Source organism: Mesorhizobium sp. M4B.F.Ca.ET.143.01.1.1 (genome assembly GCF_004792275.1).
Classification (GTDB): Bacteria; Pseudomonadota; Alphaproteobacteria; order Rhizobiales; family Rhizobiaceae; genus Mesorhizobium; species Mesorhizobium abyssinicae.
The window spans coordinates 384,872-402,649 of record NZ_SRSR01000001.1 but is presented as its reverse complement, the minus strand read 5'-3'; the positions used below and the strand labels follow the sequence as shown (position 1 = coordinate 402,649).

Below are 17,778 nucleotides of genomic sequence, written 5' to 3'. Positions count from 1 at the left end.
GAATGACTACAGAAACGCCTTCCACGGCGCAGAGTTTGTTAATTTTTACGAAGTAGCATAAGTACGAACGTGAAGCTATCCAGTTGGTTTGGTAGTATTCCCGAGTCGACGATGGCCGATCCTGGCGCTCCTCCCTCCGATCTCAACTGTCGACCAATTCGCGAAGATGATTGGGAAGGCGTGCTCGATTGCCTGCGCAGAGGCTTTCCAATGCGCCGCCGCAAATACTGGATGCATGCGCTGACCCGCCTGGCGGAGCGGCCCGCGATCGCGGGTTGTCCGCGATATGGCTTTGCGCTGGAAAGTTCCGGCCGGATCGTCGGGGTCGTGCTGACCCTCTATGCCCGTTATCCGGGGCGAGAGGGCGACGAAATCCGTTGCAATATCTCAAGTTGGTCCGTGGACAAGGCATTCCGTCCCTACGCCATGAAATTGATCTGGCCGGTGCTCAGGCGAAGGGATGTGACCTACACCAACATTTCGCCGGCACCCTCGACATTGAACGCCAACAAGGCGCTCGGCTTTCGCCTCTTCGCCAGCGGCCAATTCGCGTTCCTGCCCGCCTTGAGTTCGGCGCAGCCGTCATGCCGGGTGCTCGAGGTCCGCTCCGATCTGGCCGAGATGGCGATGCTGTCGGACAGCGAGAGATCCATTCTCGAGGACCATGCCGCGCTGGGCTGCCTCTCCTTCATCTGTGTTCGCGATGGGGCGGCGTATCCGCTGGTGCTGATGCCGCGCCGCATCCTGCACGGCCTGATCCCGTGCGCCCAAATCGTCTATTGCCGTTCGCTTGCGGATTTGGGCCGCTGCGCCGGCGCCGTGGGACGCATTCTCCTGCGGCGCGGAATCCTGCTATGCCTCGTCGATGCGAATGGGCCGATCGCAGGCCTGTTCGGCCGCTACTTCGCGAACAAGGGGCTGAAATATTTCAAAGGGCCGAAACCACCTTCGCCCGGGGATCTGACATTCACCGAACTGGTGATCTTCGGCCCCTGAGCAAGGCAGCACCAGTCAGGCCTGAAATCAGGCCTGTGGGCCAATCCGAGCAGCCGACTCGCGCCAGTGCGTTCCGAGCGAGACACCGACGAGCAGCAGGCAGAAGCTGAGCGCGAGCGGCGAGTAGAACGCCTCTTCCTGCAGCACGGCATTGGCCGAGATGGTGACGATGCCGACAAAGGCAAACAGGAAATCCGGGTCGCCGGTGTCGACCAGCCGCCGCCGTGCCGCAACGGCGAGCGCTGCCAGGAAACCGAAGAAGACGAAGCTGCCAACCCCCATCTGGTAGAGCATGACGCCGACCGCGCTTTCGACAGGGACGGACGCGACGCCCTCGGCCTGGGCGGTCGCCCAGCTGAGATTGAGGCTGGTGCTCGACAGATTGCCGCCAAATCCCAATCCTTGCCCAAGCGGGTTGGCCATGAAATCGCGCAGGCCGGCCATCAGGCCAAGCACGTGATAGTCGCCATGCGTGGCGCCATAGGCGATGGCGGCGGTCGTCCAGATCGCTGCCAGGGCCAGCACGGCGGCGAGCGTCAGGCGGGCGCGGGAAGGGCGGTAGATGATGCGCATGGCGAGCGCGATGAGCAAAAGGAACGTCGCGCCCTTGGAGCCGATGACCAGAAGCAGCGGCAGGGCGGCGATGGGCAGCAGCCAGCGGCCCCTGAACAGGAGCCAGGCCGAGATGATGCTGAGCGCGTAGGCGTAGCTGATCGAATGGAAATTCGGCCCGCCGATGCGGAAGACGCTTGGCAGGATGTCGTTGAAGAACGGCGTGTTGAAGAAGGTCGTCGTCATCACGTCCTGCAGGCCGCGGAAAACGAAGCCCGTTTCCTTGAGCGACTTCTCCCAGACGCCGGTCTCGATCTGCCGCGCGATGTTGCGCTGGATGTAAAGGTCGCCGTGGAACAGGCTGAGGAAATCCATCGTGAAGGTCAGCTCCACGTAGCCGTAGATGATGGCACCGGCGCCGAGCCAGAACATGCTCTTGCGCAGGTCGACCGGATAGAGGCTGGCGGCAAGCACCGCGATGTGGAAGCAGGCGAGCGGCGTGATCGTATTGCGGAAATAGACGACCGCATCCTTGGGCTGGCCGTGCACGATCCCCAGGGCAAGATAGAAACAGATCGTCCCGCATAGAACGATACTCAACAGCAGCCAGAAGCGCAATTCGGTCAGGGCGCGCACGCGCTGCTGGAACGACGCGGCAAGGAAGATGCCGAAGGCGGTCATCAGGATGACGAAGTTGGTGCCGCGCAGCGCGTCGAACGTGTCGTTGTCGGGGATGTAAGGGGTGTACCAGGTCACTATGAGGTTCTGGTAGAGGAAGGCGCAGATGATCAGGACCGGGACGCCGGCGGGCATGGCGTTGGCCACGATCAGCGTCAGCAGGAATGTCGCCGCGATGCCGAACGGTGTCCAGACGGCGAAGGCCGAGACCGTCAAGGCAACGACGGAGAGCGACACGATGACATGCAGCAGCGCGTCATCGCGCGGCGCCTCCAGCCTCGACGCGTCCAGGCCGACCGGTGGATATGTCCCGGTGACGCTCATTGCCGGTCGGCCTTGACCGTTGCAGGCATCGGCGCCCGGATGTGCTGAGCCTTGTCCATGTCAGTCCTCGCCGTCGCCGCCGAGGAGGGCGGCCACCATCGAGCGGTCGAACCCTTCCGCGCTCTGCCTGCTGGCGATGAAGCCGAACCCCTGGTCGAGCTCCCAATGGGCCCAGCCGATCTGGTTGGCCTCGGCCGCCCTGCGCACGGCGCGAACCCAGCGCGCGCGGCTTTCGGCATCGACGCAGAAATTGAGCACGCCGAACTCGTTCAGCATGACCGGGCAGTGCTGGGCCGCCGACCAGCGCCCGAGCCCGGCGAAATCCGAGGCGATCCGCGCCTCGGTCCAGGGGCTCGACAGTTCCTGGTCCAGAACGGAAGCAGCCTCTTCGTCGCCCGCCGCCCTCAGTTTGGAGATAAGCGCGCGGACCGGCGGCGAGTCCTTCGTCGCCGGAAAGGGCAGGTTGGCGAGACGGGCGAGCGGCGATCGATCCCAGGTCTCGCATTGATGCGTGAAGGCCATGGGCGCGTAGTAGTGGATGGCGGCGATCTGCCTGTCATCGGCGAGCGGCGGGGTGTCGCCGATCTCCCAAATACCCTGGAAGCGCGCCGGCCCCCAGACCAGCGTGTGCAGCGGACATTTGGCACGCACGGTCCCGGCAAGCTCGTCGCGCAGCGCGAGCCAGTCACTCCGCTCCATCGGCGGTTCGTTCAACAGCTCCGGATAGACCGAATCCTCCGGCAGGTCGGCAATGACGACGCGCAGCGCCGTCCAGGCTTGAACCACCTGCCTGGCGGCGGCTGTCGGATCGCGCTCGAACGCGGCGCGCAGATCACCCGAAGGATGCATGTCCACCAGCACCGCGAAGCCCAGCCCGACAAGCTCGGCCACGCCACGCTGAATGCTGCGCAATGCCGCCCTGTTGCCATCCGCGACGAGATCGCCATTCACCGGCAACCGGATCGTTTCGAACCCCGTTTGACGAAGCTTCTCCAGAACGGCCGGGGCAGGGGCGGTCCCGCCTTCTCGTTCGAACCATCCCGGGAGGTTGAACCCATGCGAGGGAACGGCGCGTTTCGTAGCCGCCGGCAGTGTGGCGGAGACGGAAAGGGGCAGGGCCGTGAGCAGTGCGCCGCCGGTCAGCGCAAGCGCACGCCGCCGCGACAGCGCCGGCAAAGCCTGCTCCGGCGCCCGCATGGATCAGGTCCTCGCAACGGCGCCGCGGCGCCAGTCGCCGGCCTTCGACGGGACGTCGTGCAGGGTCTTGCCGGGCTGGGCGCCGTCCTGCGCGATCACCAGCGTGGCGCTGCGTTCGACTTGGCCAGCACCGAGATGCCGATCGATCAGGCCGGCGACGTCGGATGCCCTTTCGGACCGGTTCAACGCGAACAGCGTGAGATCGGCCTTGGCAAAAAGCTCCGGATCCCAACCTTCTTCGCCAAGCGATGGGGCGACCACGAGCACGAAATCGAAGGCGTTGCCGGCTTCGGCAAGAATGCTGGGCAAGCTGTTGCGATCGCGCGATTGCTGACCCTGCCCGGCCGCCCCACCGGCTGCAACCGTGCGCAGGCCGCTGGCGCCGTCGATGAACAGGCCGGAGCCGTACCCGGCGCGATGCGGCAGGTCTCCGACTTCGACCACGAGCACATTCTGTTCGGCTCGCTGCAGGCCGATCCCGACCATCGCGCCGGCGAGCCGTGCCTCGGCGCTGCTTTGCATCGAGGACACCAGCAACACAAAGGGTTTGGGGTGGTCGCTCAGGCGCCCGAGGATCTGCCGCATCAGTCTCAGCACGGCCAGCGAAAGCGTTTCGTTGCCGGTCTCGAACAGCGACTTCCTCATCGCCTTGATGTTCGCAAGCGCCGCGCCCCCGGCGACCCCGGGCAAGCGGTATGCGCCGAAATCGGCCGGCACGGGCAGCGATCGGGGCTTGGCCCGCGGGCCATCCTTGGCTGGATCGACCGCCTGCGGAGCATCCCGCCGTTGGCTCGACGGATCATCCTGCGGCCGGCCGACAGGGCCCAGCGTCAAAGCGAGGCCGCATCCGGCCATGAGGCCGAGAAAGACGCTCACCGGCAGCAGCAGGGCCGGCTTTGGCCAGGTCGGCTGCAGCGGCGGCGCGGCGGCGCTTATGGTGCGCGCCTCGGATGTCTGGACACCCTGCAGCTGCGATGTTTCCTGCGCGCGCTTGAGGAAGTCGTCGAGCACGGTGCGGGCGGCCTGGGCCCTGGAGTCCAGTTGCCGCAACTGCACCTGCGCCAGGCTGGAGTCCTGCGACTGCTGGCGCAGGGCTTCGAGCTTGTCCTGCAGCTTTGCGGCATTCTGGACGGCGAGATCGTAGTTGGCCTTCAGCTGCTGCCTGATGCGCATCGCCTCTCCGGCCATGAGCCGGTTGATGCGATCGAGTTCGGATCTTAGGCGCCCGATCGCCGGATGGCGCGGCCCGTACATGGTTTCGAGGTTGGCGAGTTCGGTGGCGCGCTGATTGTAATCGTCGCGCAGATTGGCGGCCGCGTTGGAGGAGAGTATCTCCGAGAGCTTGGCGAGGCCAGCCGCGGAAGTGCCCGCCGCCAGCGCCTGATTGTACCTGTCCTTTGCCTTGTCGGCGTCACCCTGCGCGGCGATCAGCTGCGTCGTCAGCTGGTCGAGCTGCGATTGCAGCGTGCCGCCGTCGGTCGGATCAACGATCCTGTGCTGCGATTTGAAATCCTCGACGGCGCGCTCGGCGTCGCTGACGTCCTTCTGCAGGCCCTTGATCCTGTCGTTGAGAAGGGAGTTCACATCGTCATTGGCGGTTTCGCGCTCGCCGGCGAGGCTCGCCTTGTAGCGGTCGACGATGGCGTTGGCGAGGCGGGCCGCCTTCTCCGGCGACGGCGAGGTGAAGGAGACATTGATGACATAGGTCAGCCCCTCGCGCTCGACCGATACCGCCTTCTGGAAACGCTTGAATGCCGCGTCCTGAGAGGAGGTCCCTCCGAACAGGGACATAAGGCGCGATATCGGCCCGCGTGACGAAAATTCGGGATCGTTCTGGAGCTTCTGGCTGTCGAAGACGGTGCCCAGAAGGTCCTGCGATTCGATGACGAAGACCTGGCTCGCGATGGCGGCGCTGTCGGCCCCGATGCCCGGTAGGACGTTGTTGAAATTGGTCGCGCGCGCGTCGCGCGGATCGATCAGGATCGAGGCGGTCGCAGTGTAGCTGGGGCTCGTCACGGCAAGGTAGAGCAGCGCCAAAAGCAGAGCCGCGCCAGTGATGGCAAAGACCAGCAGGCGGCGCCCCCAAAGGATGGCCCACAACGGTCCGATATCGAACAATGGCGGAAGAGCGCGATCGTCGATCCTGGCTGGCTTCATTACCTTTCCCCTGCAGAGGCGCGGCGTCCCGACACCACTCTACACGGTCCAGTATTCAGGATTAACGTTAGCCTTTCGTTAAGGTTACCGAGGTGCTTACGCGATTCATTTCGCGCTAACGGTAACCATGAGCAGCGTTCGCGCTGGCGCGATTGCGGGCTTTTGCTTTATTCAGGGGGCAGGTTTCAGCGTCGGCTCGCCTGCCGCGGGGGTTAGGCAAGTTGATTGCTGCAGGGGCCGACGTTGAGTGAGAATCAAGCCGATCGCGACGCCGTGGCCGGGAGCGCCAGCCCCGCGGCCGGCATGCGCATGCCCATCGTGGCGCTCGCCAAGAGCGGCGCGGTCGCCGGCGTCATCAAGCTTGCCAGCGCCGGCCTGTCCTTCCTGATGTTCGTCGCCGTGGCGATGGTGATGGACGGACGGCAGTTCGGCCTCTACAGCGCGACCTATGCCGGCGCCAGCCTGGTGTCCTTCTTTGCCTCGGTCGGCCAGCAGAGCACCGTGCTCAGGTTCTGGCCGCAATATGCCGGGCTTGGCGATCTCAACTCCGCCCATGGCATGATGGCGCGCGCCATTCTGGTGGCGCTGGCGGGGCTCATAGGCTCCAGCCTGCTGATCCTGCTGGTCGGATTCCTGCCGTTCATCGGCAAGGGCACGCCGGAATGGTTCTCGCTGTGCCTGGCGGCCGCAGTGCTGTCCTTCTCGCTCGGCTGGTCGGAGTTCACATCCGGCGCCTTCCGGGCCAAGAACGCGCTGATATCCGGCCTGCTGCCGCGCGATATCATCTGGCGCGCGGCGACGATCGGCATCCTTTTCGTCTGCCATTTCATGCGCGTGGAGATGAGCGCGGTCGAGGCGACCTGGCTGACCGCCCTGCTGCTCATCCTGTCGGTCGTTCCGCAGACAGTGCGACTGGTGCGCGACACGGCGCGCGCGGAACGCGGCCCGCTGAGCGAAGGGCAGAAGCAGGAATTCAAGACGGTGACGCTTGGCCTGTGGGGCGTCACCTCGCTGCCGCCGGCGCTCGGGCAGGTGAGCACCCTGCTTGTGGCCATGATCCTCGGACCCGAGGCCGCCGGCGCGATCTTCGTCGCCGACCGGACGACGCGTTTCGTGGCGCTTGCGCTCAACGGCATCAACCAGGCGCTTGCGCCGCAGATTTCGAGCGCCTTCTACAGCGGCGATAGGGCGCATGTTCAGCGCATCACCAGCCTCGCCGCGCTCGGCAGCTTCGCGATCGCGCTGTGCGTGCTCGCGGCATTCTGGATCCTGGGCGGCTTCATCCTGTCGATGTTCAATCCGGCCTACGCCACGCCGACCATGCGGGCGACGCTCGTCATCTTCGGTATCGGCGCGACGTTCGGCACGGCTTGTGGCCCGATCGAGGTGCTGCTGCAGCTGACCGGCCTGCAGCATGCGCTGTTCAAGGTACTGGTCGTCGTCAACGCGCTCGGCCTCGGCGCCACCGCCGTGACGACTTATTTCTTCGGCCCCATCGGCGCGGCTGTCAGCATCGCCGGCACGGTCATCGCCTGGACCGCCATTGCCGTGTCGATCGCCAAGCGTAGAATAGGCATCGATCCATCGGTCTTCGGCTTCACTATGGGAAGGCCGGCGCTCGCCGCCCGCGTGGCGCTGAAGGGGCGTATGTGAGGATCATCCAGGTCCAGACCCAGGCCGAAGCGGCCGGCGCGCAACGCATTTCCGACATGGTGGGTGAAGGCTTGCGGGCTCGCGGGCACGATGTGCGCACCGTTTTCATGTACAGGAAGACGGACGCCTTCGATGGCGATCCGCACGCGGATTTCGTCCTTGCCGAGCCCCCGAAAGGATTGCCGGGACAGGTCCGCGCGGCCATTGGCCTTGCGGCCTATCTGCGCGCGGCGCGGCCGGATGCGGTCATCTCCTACCAGCACTACGGCAACATCTTCGGCACGATCGGCGCCCGGCTGGCCGGTGTCCGGCACATCGTCGCCAACCAGAGCGGTGCGCCGCAGACCAAAGGGGTGATGGGCCTGCTCTCGCGGATCGACAGACTGATGGGAGTGCTCGGCCTCTACCAGGCGAATGTCGTCAACTCGGCCTGGACGCAAGCACAGTTCGATCGTTATCCGCAAGCCTACCGGCGGCGGATCCGGCGCATAGATCACGGCGTTCCCGCACCAGCTGATGATTTCGACAAGGCGGCGGCACGCGCCGCCTTCGGCTTGCCCCGCGATGCCTGGCTCGCCGTCTCGTCCGGGCGCCTGACGAAGATGAAGAACCAGATCGCGCTGGTTGGGGCGCTCGAGCGGCTTCCCGATGTCCATGTGGCGCTTGCCGGCGTCGGACCGGAGCGGGACGCGCTCGTCGACTTTGCCGGAAGCAGGGGCCTGGCGGACCGGCTGCATCTGGTAGGCGAGGTTCCCACGGCGCGCATTTTCGAATTCCTCGCGGCGGGCGATGCCTATGCGTTTCCATCGACGACCGAGACCTTTGGCCTTGCCTGCGTCGAAGCGGCGATTTCCGGCCTGCCGGTGGTATCGAACGACCTTGAAGTGATGCGCGAGGTGCTGACGGCCGAGGACGGCGAAGCGGCGGCGATCTTCGTCAAGGCCGATGCCGACGGCATGGCCGGGGGCCTTGCGGAGATGCTCGCCAGGCCGGAGCTGATGGCCAGGCTCTCCGCGGCGGGACGGCGGCTGAGGGACAAGTACTCGCCGGCGAGGATGTGCGTGGGCTACGAGGCGCTACTGCTTCCCTGAACGCTTTCGCACCGCCGCGATCCCGTCGATCACTTCCAGCCGGCCCGCGCGGTTGAGGGTGTGGATCTTCGGGTATGGCCAATCGCCTTCCGGGTCTACCGGCCGAGGCTGCGAAAGCCGCACCGTCCGCCGGTCGAGGTCCAGCAATTCCGACAGGCCAAGCCCGCCGCCGTAGCCGAGCGTTCCGTCCTGTACCGGAAGCAGGATACGGCCCTCGCGGTTGCGAACGAAAGCTCCGCCTGGGCGTGCCATCCGAAGGTCGATCAGGACAGGGTTCATGGGATGCGGGGTCCACGGGCCGGAGAGCGCTGGAGCGCTGAAAACCACCAGCGTGTCGGACGTGCTGCCGTAACCGTCACGATCGGTCGCGAACAGCCAAAGTTGCCCGCCATGCTCGAGCAGCGTCGCGTCGGAGATCTCGCCTTCGACCAGCACCGTCTCGACGGCCCAGCGGTCCGGGAAGCCCGTGGCGCGATAGAGGGTGAGCCTGCCGCCGGCGCTGGCCTCGGGAAGCATCCAGACCGCGCCGTCACGCTCGAACACCTGCGGGTAGGAGAGGTGGTGCGGCTCCTCCAGCACGACCCTCGGCGTTTCGGGGGTGCCGCTCGCATCGAACGGCACGACGGAGATGACCGCCTTGCCGGTCGAATGAGGGTAATCCTCGACGAACAGGAATGACTGGCCCCGCCACTCGAACGGAAAAGGGTCGGCGTAGAAATGGTCGCCCGGATCCGGCAGGACCGACCAGCCGGTTCCGAGCCGGCCTGTGTCCGCCACGCCGGGCGCATCGGTGAAGCGGTAGCCGACGCGCCAATGCGCATGGCGATAACCGACGCGCCTTATGGCCTCCCTGCCGAGCCGCGGCAGCGCTGAGCCCAGATAGGCGGTGGCGAAGCCAAACGCCGTCGCGCCCTTTCGGCCCCGGGCGTCAGGCGTACCTTCGTTCGCGAGTGATCCGCTTTTAGCGAATGCCCGGGCGATCGAGACGACCAGGGTCCCGGCGCGGGCCAGCACATCCTCGGTGCCGAGCGCCGCCGATTCCCGCTTGTCCACCATCGGCCGAGCCCGGCCCACAACCGTCTTTCCGTCGAGGACGGCCTCGATGACCGGCAGCCTGCCTGCAGCGACCGCTGTAGCCGCCGACAGGTCGGAATTCGATCCGTCAAACAGAAGGCCAACTGTCGGGACATCCGATGGCGCCGCATTGCCGGCAAGGTCAAGTCTCAACGCGGCGGGCCGGCCGCCGGATCGTGCCTCGATCCTGTCCAGCGGAGCGCCGAGGCCGGGCCCTTTCCGTCGAAACAGGCGCTGCTCGAAGGCAAAGGCGAGCTTTGCCGCGGCCGGCCAGGCGGCGGCTTCGGCCTGATGCAGCACGGCCACGTCATGACCGTCGGCCCGAAGCCGCTCGATGACGAGCTCTTGCCATCGGCGAGGGGCGGATTGCGGAACAATCACGTCGATCGAGACCATGTCATTCCCGTTCGCGGTTGTATTGGTGCTCGGGCCGCAGACACTCGAAAAGAAATCACTTGGCTGAAAAAGCTTACCTTGCGGTTACACTTGAAATCCGGATGCGTGATTTGGGGAAAAATAAATCTCGACTGCCTCGGCCTGATCCTGCCGAGCGCCGAATGCATGACAGATTTGCGACCGGCGTCGCAACTCTTGCATATACCAAGTTTCTAACTTTCCTGCGATTTGCCTTGACGCGGAACGCAAGACATCGTCGATAGATCGGGCCGCAGTCTGCCGGTTCGGATACATATGTTTGAAGTCACTGCCGAGGATTCCTTCGACTTCCGCTCGACGGAATATGCCGAGCTGTTCGCCAGCTCGGCGGCGACAGCTTTTCAGCACCCGATATGGCTGGCGCAGCTCTATGAGCGGATCGTCCGGCAAAGCTCCGCCACACCGCTGATCATCGTCGTGCGCAGCCGGCAGGGCGGCAAGCTCGCCATGGTCCTGCCGCTGGTCAGGCGCCGGTACACGCTGCTCAAAGTCGTGGAATTCGCCGACATGCGCGTTTCCGACTATGTGTCCCCGGTCACCGACGAGGAGACCCTGTCGCGCATTCTGGCGGACAGCCGCGTCGTCGCCTCGATTCGCAGGCTCTTGCGACCCTATGATCTGCTGCGCATCGGCAAGCTGGCGGATCGGTCGCTCGCAATGGAGCGCCTGTTCGGCATTGAAAAGCGCGAAAGCATGGGCATGAGCGCCTATTCCAGCAAGCTGGAGCCGACATTCGCCGCCTGGCGCGAGCATCAGCTCGACCAGTCCTACCGCAAGGAGCTCGACAAGAAATCCCGGCAACTCGGCCGACTTGGGGAGGCGCGCTTCGAATGCGCCGAGAGCATCGACACCATCCGCACGACATTCGACGCGCTCAAGGTCTATCGCGGCAAGCGCTTCGACGGCAGCAACGGCCCCGCCGACCTGCTGCAGCAGCCGTCCTATTTCGATTTCTATCTGGCCGTGGCGGCGGAAGGATGCGGCGGCTTCGCGCGCACCTACACGTTCTGGATGAACGACAGGGCGATCGCCGGCGCGCTCGGGCTTGCGCATAATGGCTCGCTTCTCGTCATCCTCGGCGGCTTCGACGAAGCCGGGTACAGGAAGCAGTCGATCGGCAGCCTGCTGTTCGAACAGATCGCGCGCGACTGCATCGAGCGCGGCGACCACTCCCTCGACTTCACCATCGGCGACGAGCCATACAAGCGCATCTTCGGCGGCCGGCCGTCGCCGATGTGGCAGATTTTCCGAGCAGGAAGCCCGCTCGGCTACGCGGCGCATCTGACGGTGGAGAAACTGCCGGCGGCGAAGGCGCTCGCGCGGCGCGTGCTGCACGGCAAGAAGGCCGCGCCCGATCGCGCGATCGCGGCGCCGGTTCCCGTGGACGAGGAGTTCAGTTCCGAGGCCCGAAAAACCTGAAGCGCGTCGCGCCTGGTCGACCATCGGTGCAAGCGGTATGCGGTCTGGAGATCAGCCCGCGATCATGTCGCGGCTTCGAGGGCGGGCCTCTTGAGGCCGCGCAGCCTTGCGGCGAAACCGGGGCTCAGCCTGTTGATCCCATGCATGATGCGGCGGCGGCTGAAGTGGAGATGCCGGCGCGCGCGCCAGCGCAGATCGTTCTCGATGGTCAGGCGGCGGCGAAAATCCGCCAGTTGCAATCCGTGCGCATCCATCGCCAGCTTCGCGGGATCGCCGTAGAAGGCCGCGATTTTCGCGGCCGCCATGCCGGGGGAGGCCAGCCATTGCGGCACATGCGCCTTGCACAGGCGCTCGACGTCGGTGAGCAGACGGCTGACGCCCGTTCCCGCGGCCGGACAGGATGTCTGATAGGCATCGCCGATCAGGACGACGCCGTCCTTCACGCAATTCTCGGCGACGGTGATGTCGGTCAGCCAACTCTCGACCTTATCCATCACCTCGAAATCGCCGAATGCCTTGACCAGCCCCGGCAGCGTGTCGATCAGCGTTTCCTTCGGCTGTTCGCGCAGCGCCTTCACCCAGGGGTCGCGATGATCCCTGAAGACAAACAGATTGGCGCGCGTGACGTCGGCGGCCGGGAACAGGTTGAGATAGTCGATGCCGTCCGAGGTCCGCTCGCCATAGTAGGTGAGCGCGGAATGCCTGAAGGCGCCCGCTCCCGCCGGGTGAAGGTTGAAGCCGAAGGTCAGCGACTGCCGCTGGTGGACGAACCTGCGTTCGATGCCGAGGTCGCGCTTCAGGATGTCGCCCATACCGGTGGCCAGCACGAGCAGCCTGGCGGTGACGTCGCCCTGTCCCAGGATCGACACGCGCTGGCGCTCGGCGCCTGCCTCCAGAGCGTTGACCCGGCCGGCGATGAAGCGGACGTTGTCGGGCAATGCCGCCCGCATGGCGTTGACAAGATCGTCGTAGAAGATGCCGTAGTGGCGCGCGTGCGTGCGGTCGAGAAGGCGCCCCTTGCGGATGTTGACGATCTCATCGAATGCGACGGCCGCGCCGGCGAGCCTGTCGAGCAAGCCGATCCGGCGCAACTTTTCGATCTGGTCGCCGGCGATCTTCTCGACGCGGAATTCCCGGGGGAAGACGGCATAGCGATCGATCAGCGTGACCTGATAGCCGGCGCGGCCGAGCACGTTGGCCGCAAGCGTGCCGGACAGCCCGCCGCCGACGATGACGATCTCCGTATCGATGCCCGCCGGCAGCGGAGGGCGGGACTGATCGGCGGTCATTTGGAATACCTCAAGATGGCGTAGATGGCCTGGGGGCTGGTTGTGAAATAGCGCCAGAAAAGCCGGCGCGGCTCCATCAGTACGCGCCACAGCCATTCGAAGCCGGCCTTCTGCACCCAGAGCGGCGCCCGCCGCACTTTGCCGGCAAGATGGTCGAAAAGCCCGCCCGACGTCTTGATGACGCCGACATTCGAAAGCCGCGAGGCAAAGTCGCGCACGAAGATCTGCTCGCGCGGAACGCCGAGGCCGAGCCACAATATGTCGGGCGCGAGCGCGTTGATCTCGTCGAGCTTCTTCTCAAGCGCTTCGCCGGCGAGGTAACCGTGGCAATTGCCGACGATGCGCAGGCCGGGATATCTGGCCCTCATTCCGGCGACGGCGCTGCGGTTCTCGGCCTCCGTCGAGCCGAGCAGGTAGAATGTAGTGCCCTCGCGCTCGGCGAGCCTGGCCACATCGTGAAAAAGGTCGGTCGTGGCGACGCGTTCCGGCAATTGCACCCTGCACAACAGGCGCGAGGCGAAAACAAGCGGCTGACCGTCGGCGAAGATCTGGTCGGCTTCGCAAAAGAGTCCGGCGGTTTCCGCATTGACGCGCGTCTGGGCGATGACGTCCCCATTGGCAGAGGTGAAATAATAGGGGCGGCTGCCGGAAAGGTGTCCCCGCGCCGCCGCTACCATCAGTTGGGCCGCGTCCTGCCTGTCGATCACAGTGATCGGCAGCCCGCCGATCAAAACGGTCGGAAAGGTCGAAAGGCCTTCCGGAAGGGATGCTGCTTCCCGCCGCGCGGCGGCCGCCCCACCCGCACCGGACGCAGACCCCTCAAAAACTCCCTGTGACTGTTCCATTGCCCTGCGCATTCGAGAAGTATTCCACCTTCGAATATTCTAGGTAAAACCCGCAGAAAGTTAAGCAATTCGTTAATCGTTAGTTAACTCGTCAATTTTTACTAAAACTATCTGCAACGACCGGATTCTTTGTTTCATCCAAGGCGTGTATCGAGGTGGTATGAGAGCGCAAAAACTCGCCACCGAGTCGATCTCCGGGAAGAGGTGGCGGTGCCCAAAGTCCTGCCGTTTTTCAGGACTCCGGGCGGCCGATGGGAAGACCCGTCACGGTCAGAAGGTCGGCGGGGTGTTGATCCAGAGCAGGACGGTTTCGCCGTCGTGGCGATTGCGCCAGGAGTGGTAGCGGCGGCTCTCGAAATACAAGGAATCGCCCGGGCCGAGATCGAAGAACTGGTCGGCATCGAGCACCAGTTCCAGGCGTCCGGACAGCACGTGCATGAATTCCTCGCCTTCGTGGCGGTAGGCGCCTTCGCTGGCGGCGCCCGGCGCCAGGACGAAACGGTGGCAGTCCATCATCGTGCGGCCCTCGGCGAGAAGCTGCACCGTCACGCCCGGCGTGGTTTCCGGCCATGTGCGCCAGGCGCCGGCGCGCACGAGCGCCGGCACATCGTCACGCTCCTCGCCGGAAAGGCGTGAAACGGTGGTGCCGTAATACTGCGCCAGATCGTGCAGGGTCTTGAAGCTGACGCCCTGTGATGTCCGCTCCAGCGTGGAGAGCGTGGAGGCGGCAATGCCGATATCGGCGGCAATCTGGTCCAGCGTCTTGCCGGCGCCGTGGCGAAGGCTGCGCAGCCTGCGGCCGAGGTCGGACGCATCCGTGGCGTCGGGACTGTCAGACGGCGCCTCGCTTTCCAGCGCCTCGCGGATGGCCGCCGGGTTGAGGCCGCGCTCGGTCCGATACCAGGCGATCTTCTGCAGCCGCGCCACATCCTCGGCGCTGTATTGCCGGTGGCCGGTCTCCGACCGTCCCGGCACCACGAGCCCCTGGCTTTCCCAGAGGCGCAGCGTCGAGGCAGAGACGCCGGCCGATTTCGCCGCCTCCGCCACCTTGTAGCGTACCGGCGTGGCATTGCTCATGAGCCGAATATTCCCGGTTGGTTTGTCTCTCAGCCCTGTTCAGGACCATCGCCGAAAACGGCGGCGGTTTGAAGCCGAAAACACCGCTTGCATTCTTGCAGAAAAAATGTAGGAAGTTTGTATATGCCTTGCAGAAATTATGCAAGATATCAAATCCCACCCCAGAGCGCAGGAGCGCATGATGGCCGCGACCACCCTCACTGACCGCAAGAATGCAGCGATTTCCCGCGGCGTCGGCATGACCACGCAGATCTATGCCGAGCGCGCCGAGAACGCGGAAATCTGGGACAAGGAGGGCCGCCGCTACATCGATTTCGCCGCGGGCATCGCCGTGCTCAACACCGGCCATCGCCATCCGCGCGTGATCGCGGCGGTGAAGGATCAGCTCGATCATTTCACCCACACCTGCCACCAGGTCGTTCCCTATGAAAGCTATGTGCGCCTGGCCGAGCGGCTCAACGCGCTGACGCCGGGCGATTTCGCCAAGAAGACGATCTTCGTCACGACCGGCGCCGAAGCTGTCGAGAACGCTGTCAAGATCGCTCGCGCCGCGACCGGCCGCTCCGCCGTCATCGCCTTCGGCGGCGGCTTCCATGGCCGCACCTTCATGGGCATGGCGCTGACCGGCAAGGTCGTACCCTACAAGGTCGGCTTCGGCGCGATGCCGGGCGATGTCTTCCACGTGCCGTTTCCGATCGATCTCCATGGCGTGACTTCCGAACAGTCGCTGGCGGCGCTGAAGAAGCTGTTTGCCGCCGATGTCGATCCGCAGCGCGTCGCCGCGATCATCATCGAGCCGGTGCAGGGCGAGGGTGGCTTCTATCCGGCTCCGGCGTCGCTGATGAAAGCGCTGCGCGAACTGTGCGACCAGCACGGCATCCTGCTGATTGCCGATGAGGTGCAGACTGGCTTTGCCCGCACCGGCAAGATGTTTGCGATGGATCATCATGCCGTGGCGCCCGACCTGGTGACCATGGCCAAGAGCCTCGCCGGCGGCTTTCCGCTTGCCGCCGTAACCGGCCGAGCGGAAATCATGGACGCGCCGGGACCGGGCGGGCTCGGCGGCACCTATGGCGGCAGCCCGATCGGCGTCGCGGCCGCCCATGCCGTGCTCGACGTCATCGAGGACGAGGATCTCTGCGGCCGCGCCAACCAGCTCGGCAACCGGCTCAAGCAGCGCCTGGAATCGCTGCGCGAGAAGGCGCCGCAGATCGTCGATATCCGCGGTCCGGGCTTCATGAACGCGGTCGAGTTCAACGACAGGACGACGAAGCTGCCGAGCGCCGAGTTCGCCAACAAGGTGCGGCTGATCGCGCTCGATAAGGGCCTGATCCTGCTGACCTGCGGCGTGCATGGCAACGTCATCCGCTTCCTCGCCCCAATCACCATCCAGGACAGCGTCTTCGGCGAGGCGCTCGACATTCTGGAGAGCGCGATCCTCGAAGCAAGCGCCGGCAACTAGCCGGAGCCCCCGTCCATTTTCCGGAGCAGATGACATGGCCTTCACGACCGCGTTGACCAAGCATGTTTCCTTCTCTTCGCGCTTCCTGCGCGACACCGGCTACATTGACGGCGTCTGGACCGCGGGCGACGCGACCCGGACCTTCGACGTCCTGAACCCGGCAACCGGCGAGGTGCTGGCGTCGCTGCCCGACATGGGTGCCGCCGAGACGCGGGATGCGATCACCGCCGCCCATGTCGCGCAGCCGGCCTGGGCGGCGCGGCCGGCCAAGGAGCGCGCCGCGATCCTGCGCATAGCTGATGGTCGCCAACGCCGATGAGCTGGCGGCCATCCTGACCGCCGAAATGGGCAAGCCCTTCGCCGAGGCGCGCGGCGAGATCCTCTACGCCGCCGCCTATGTCGAGTGGTATGCCGAGGAAGCCAAGCGCATCTATGGCGAGACGATCCCCGCACCGTCGAATGACAAGCGCATGATGGTCATCAAGCAGCCCGTCGGCGTCGTCGGCACGATCACGCCGTGGAACTTTCCCGCCGCGATGATCGCCCGCAAGGTCGCGCCGGCGCTCGCCGTCGGCTGCACGGTCGTCTCGAAGCCCGCCGAGCAGACGCCGCTTTCGGCGCTGGCGCTGGCCGTCCTTGCCGAGCAGGCCGGCGTGCCGGCGGGCGTCTTCAACGTCATCGTCGGCGAAGACGGTCCGGCCATCGGCAAGGAATTGTGCGGCAACGACAAGGTGCGCAAGATCAGCTTCACCGGCTCGACCGAGGTCGGCCGCATCCTGATGCGCCAGTGCGCCGACCAGATCAAGAAGGTCAGCCTCGAGCTCGGCGGCAATGCGCCGTTCATCGTCTTCGACGATGCCGATCTCGACGCCGCGGTCGAAGGCGCGCTCGCCTCCAAGTACCGCAATGCCGGCCAGACCTGCGTCTGCGCCAACCGCCTCTACGTCCAGTCCGGCGTCTATGACGCCTTCGCCGCCAGGCTCGCGGCAAAGGTGGCGGCGATGCCGGTCGGCGACGGCTTCGAGGCAGGCGTGATGGTCGGCCCGCTGATCGACGACAAGGGCCTGGCGAAGGTCGAGAGCCATGTCGAGGACGCGGTATCGAAGGGTGCCAAGGTGCTGACCGGCGGCAAGCGCATCAAAGGCGCCGGCACGTTCTTCTCGCCGACAGTGCTGACGGGCGTCACAAGCGGCATGCAGGTGGCGCGCGAGGAGACTTTCGGCCCGGTCGCGCCGCTCTTCCGTTTCGACACCGTCGAGGACGTGATCGCGCAGGCGAACGACACCGAATTCGGACTTGCGGCGTATTTCTTCGCCGGCGACCTGAAGAAGGTCTGGCGGGTGGCCGAGGCGCTGGAATACGGCATGGTCGGGATCAACACCGGCCTGATATCCAGCGAAGCGGCGCCGTTCGGCGGCATCAAGCAGTCCGGCCTCGGCCGCGAGGGCTCCCGCCACGGCGCGGACGACTATCTGGAGATCAAATATCTCTGCATCGGCAATCTGTAGGCAGCTACTCTCGACTCAAGC

General features: G+C 65.3%; 12 protein-coding genes and 1 pseudogene. 6 read left to right on the top strand and 7 right to left on the bottom strand.

What is annotated here, in order from left to right; genetic code table 11:
- Positions 1–111: 111 nt before the first annotated feature.
- The gene (locus EN786_RS01910) at positions 112–996 is read left to right on the top strand and encodes a hypothetical protein (RefSeq protein WP_246688713.1); all 885 of its coding nucleotides are present in this window, start codon (positions 112–114) and stop codon (positions 994–996) included.
- 27 nt (positions 997–1,023) lie between these two features.
- Here the strand turns inward: EN786_RS01910 and EN786_RS01905 are convergent, their stop codons facing one another.
- Genes EN786_RS01905 through EN786_RS01895 form a run of 3 tightly spaced genes read right to left on the bottom strand, consistent with a single transcriptional unit; the run spans position 1,024 to position 5,904 of the window.
- Positions 1,024–2,550: a hypothetical protein gene (locus tag EN786_RS01905; protein WP_127308862.1), complete on the bottom strand. Its 1,527-nt coding sequence runs from the start codon at positions 2,548–2,550 to the stop codon at positions 1,024–1,026.
- Between the two features lie 60 nt (positions 2,551–2,610).
- Positions 2,611–3,747: a cellulase family glycosylhydrolase gene (locus EN786_RS01900; RefSeq protein WP_127308863.1), complete on the bottom strand. Its 1,137-nt coding sequence runs from the start codon at positions 3,745–3,747 to the stop codon at positions 2,611–2,613.
- Between the two features lie 3 nt (positions 3,748–3,750).
- Positions 3,751–5,904, bottom strand: coding sequence for a GumC family protein (locus tag EN786_RS01895; protein WP_127308864.1), 2,154 nt, complete (start codon positions 5,902–5,904; stop codon positions 3,751–3,753).
- A 243-nt stretch (positions 5,905–6,147) separates the two neighbouring features.
- Between EN786_RS01895 and EN786_RS01890 the strand changes: the two genes are divergently transcribed.
- Positions 6,148–7,557 carry a lipopolysaccharide biosynthesis protein gene (locus tag EN786_RS01890; RefSeq protein ID WP_127285317.1) on the top strand — a complete coding sequence of 470 codons (1,410 nt, stop codon included), beginning with the start codon at positions 6,148–6,150 and terminating at the stop codon, positions 7,555–7,557.
- Entirely contained in the window at positions 7,554–8,648 is a 1,095-nt protein-coding gene (locus EN786_RS01885) for a glycosyltransferase family 4 protein (RefSeq protein WP_127308865.1), read from the top strand. The genes EN786_RS01890 and EN786_RS01885 overlap by 4 nt, the downstream gene beginning before the upstream one ends.
- On the opposite strand, the gene EN786_RS01880 is transcribed toward EN786_RS01885, so the two are convergent.
- Positions 8,634–10,118: a hypothetical protein gene (locus tag EN786_RS01880; protein WP_127308866.1), complete on the bottom strand. Its 1,485-nt coding sequence runs from the start codon at positions 10,116–10,118 to the stop codon at positions 8,634–8,636. The genes EN786_RS01885 and EN786_RS01880 overlap by 15 nt on opposite strands.
- Positions 10,119–10,412: 294 nt before the next feature.
- Between EN786_RS01880 and EN786_RS01875 the strand changes: the two genes are divergently transcribed.
- Positions 10,413–11,576, top strand: coding sequence for a GNAT family N-acetyltransferase (locus tag EN786_RS01875; protein ID WP_245478102.1), 1,164 nt, complete (start codon positions 10,413–10,415; stop codon positions 11,574–11,576).
- Positions 11,577–11,638: 62 nt separating this feature from the next.
- Here the strand turns inward: EN786_RS01875 and EN786_RS01870 are convergent, their stop codons facing one another.
- From EN786_RS01870 to EN786_RS01860, 3 genes are all read right to left on the bottom strand, one after another.
- Entirely contained in the window at positions 11,639–12,865 is a 1,227-nt protein-coding gene (locus tag EN786_RS01870) for an NAD(P)/FAD-dependent oxidoreductase (protein WP_127308867.1), read from the bottom strand.
- Positions 12,862–13,572: a WecB/TagA/CpsF family glycosyltransferase gene (locus EN786_RS01865; RefSeq protein ID WP_246688712.1), complete on the bottom strand. Its 711-nt coding sequence runs from the start codon at positions 13,570–13,572 to the stop codon at positions 12,862–12,864. The genes EN786_RS01870 and EN786_RS01865 overlap by 4 nt, the downstream gene beginning before the upstream one ends.
- 408 nt (positions 13,573–13,980) lie before the next feature.
- A complete protein-coding gene (locus tag EN786_RS01860; protein ID WP_127308869.1) occupies positions 13,981–14,787 on the bottom strand; it encodes a MerR family transcriptional regulator in 807 nt (268 codons plus the stop codon).
- A gap of 181 nt (positions 14,788–14,968) precedes the next feature.
- On the opposite strand from EN786_RS01860, the gene EN786_RS01855 reads away from it, so the two are divergent.
- Both EN786_RS01855 and EN786_RS01850 read left to right on the top strand, forming a co-directional pair.
- Positions 14,969–16,249 (top strand): 4-aminobutyrate--2-oxoglutarate transaminase, encoded by a 1,281-nt coding sequence (locus EN786_RS01855; protein WP_127308877.1) that lies wholly within the window; start codon positions 14,969–14,971, stop codon positions 16,247–16,249.
- A gap of 34 nt (positions 16,250–16,283) precedes the next feature.
- Positions 16,284–17,757, top strand: a pseudogene (locus EN786_RS01850) (NAD-dependent succinate-semialdehyde dehydrogenase).
- Positions 17,758–17,778: the final 21 nt, after the last annotated feature.

What these genes read in the sequence shown, in the direction of transcription:
- EN786_RS01870 (WP_127308867.1), bottom strand. Translation starts at nt 12,865, where the DNA reads ATGACCGCCGATCAGTCCCGCCCTCCGCTGCCGGCGGGCATCGATACG.
- EN786_RS01905 (WP_127308862.1), bottom strand. Translation starts at nt 2,550, where the DNA reads ATGAGCGTCACCGGGACATATCCACCGGTCGGCCTGGACGCGTCGAGG.
- EN786_RS01860 (WP_127308869.1), bottom strand. Translation starts at nt 14,787, where the DNA reads ATGAGCAATGCCACGCCGGTACGCTACAAGGTGGCGGAGGCGGCGAAA.
- EN786_RS01855 (WP_127308877.1), top strand. Translation starts at nt 14,969, where the DNA reads ATGGCCGCGACCACCCTCACTGACCGCAAGAATGCAGCGATTTCCCGC.
- EN786_RS01895 (WP_127308864.1), bottom strand. Translation starts at nt 5,904, where the DNA reads ATGAAGCCAGCCAGGATCGACGATCGCGCTCTTCCGCCATTGTTCGAT.
- EN786_RS01910 (WP_246688713.1), top strand. Translation starts at nt 112, where the DNA reads ATGGCCGATCCTGGCGCTCCTCCCTCCGATCTCAACTGTCGACCAATT.
- EN786_RS01900 (WP_127308863.1), bottom strand. Translation starts at nt 3,747, where the DNA reads ATGCGGGCGCCGGAGCAGGCTTTGCCGGCGCTGTCGCGGCGGCGTGCG.
- EN786_RS01880 (WP_127308866.1), bottom strand. Translation starts at nt 10,118, where the DNA reads ATGGTCTCGATCGACGTGATTGTTCCGCAATCCGCCCCTCGCCGATGG.
- EN786_RS01875 (WP_245478102.1), top strand. Translation starts at nt 10,413, where the DNA reads ATGTTTGAAGTCACTGCCGAGGATTCCTTCGACTTCCGCTCGACGGAA.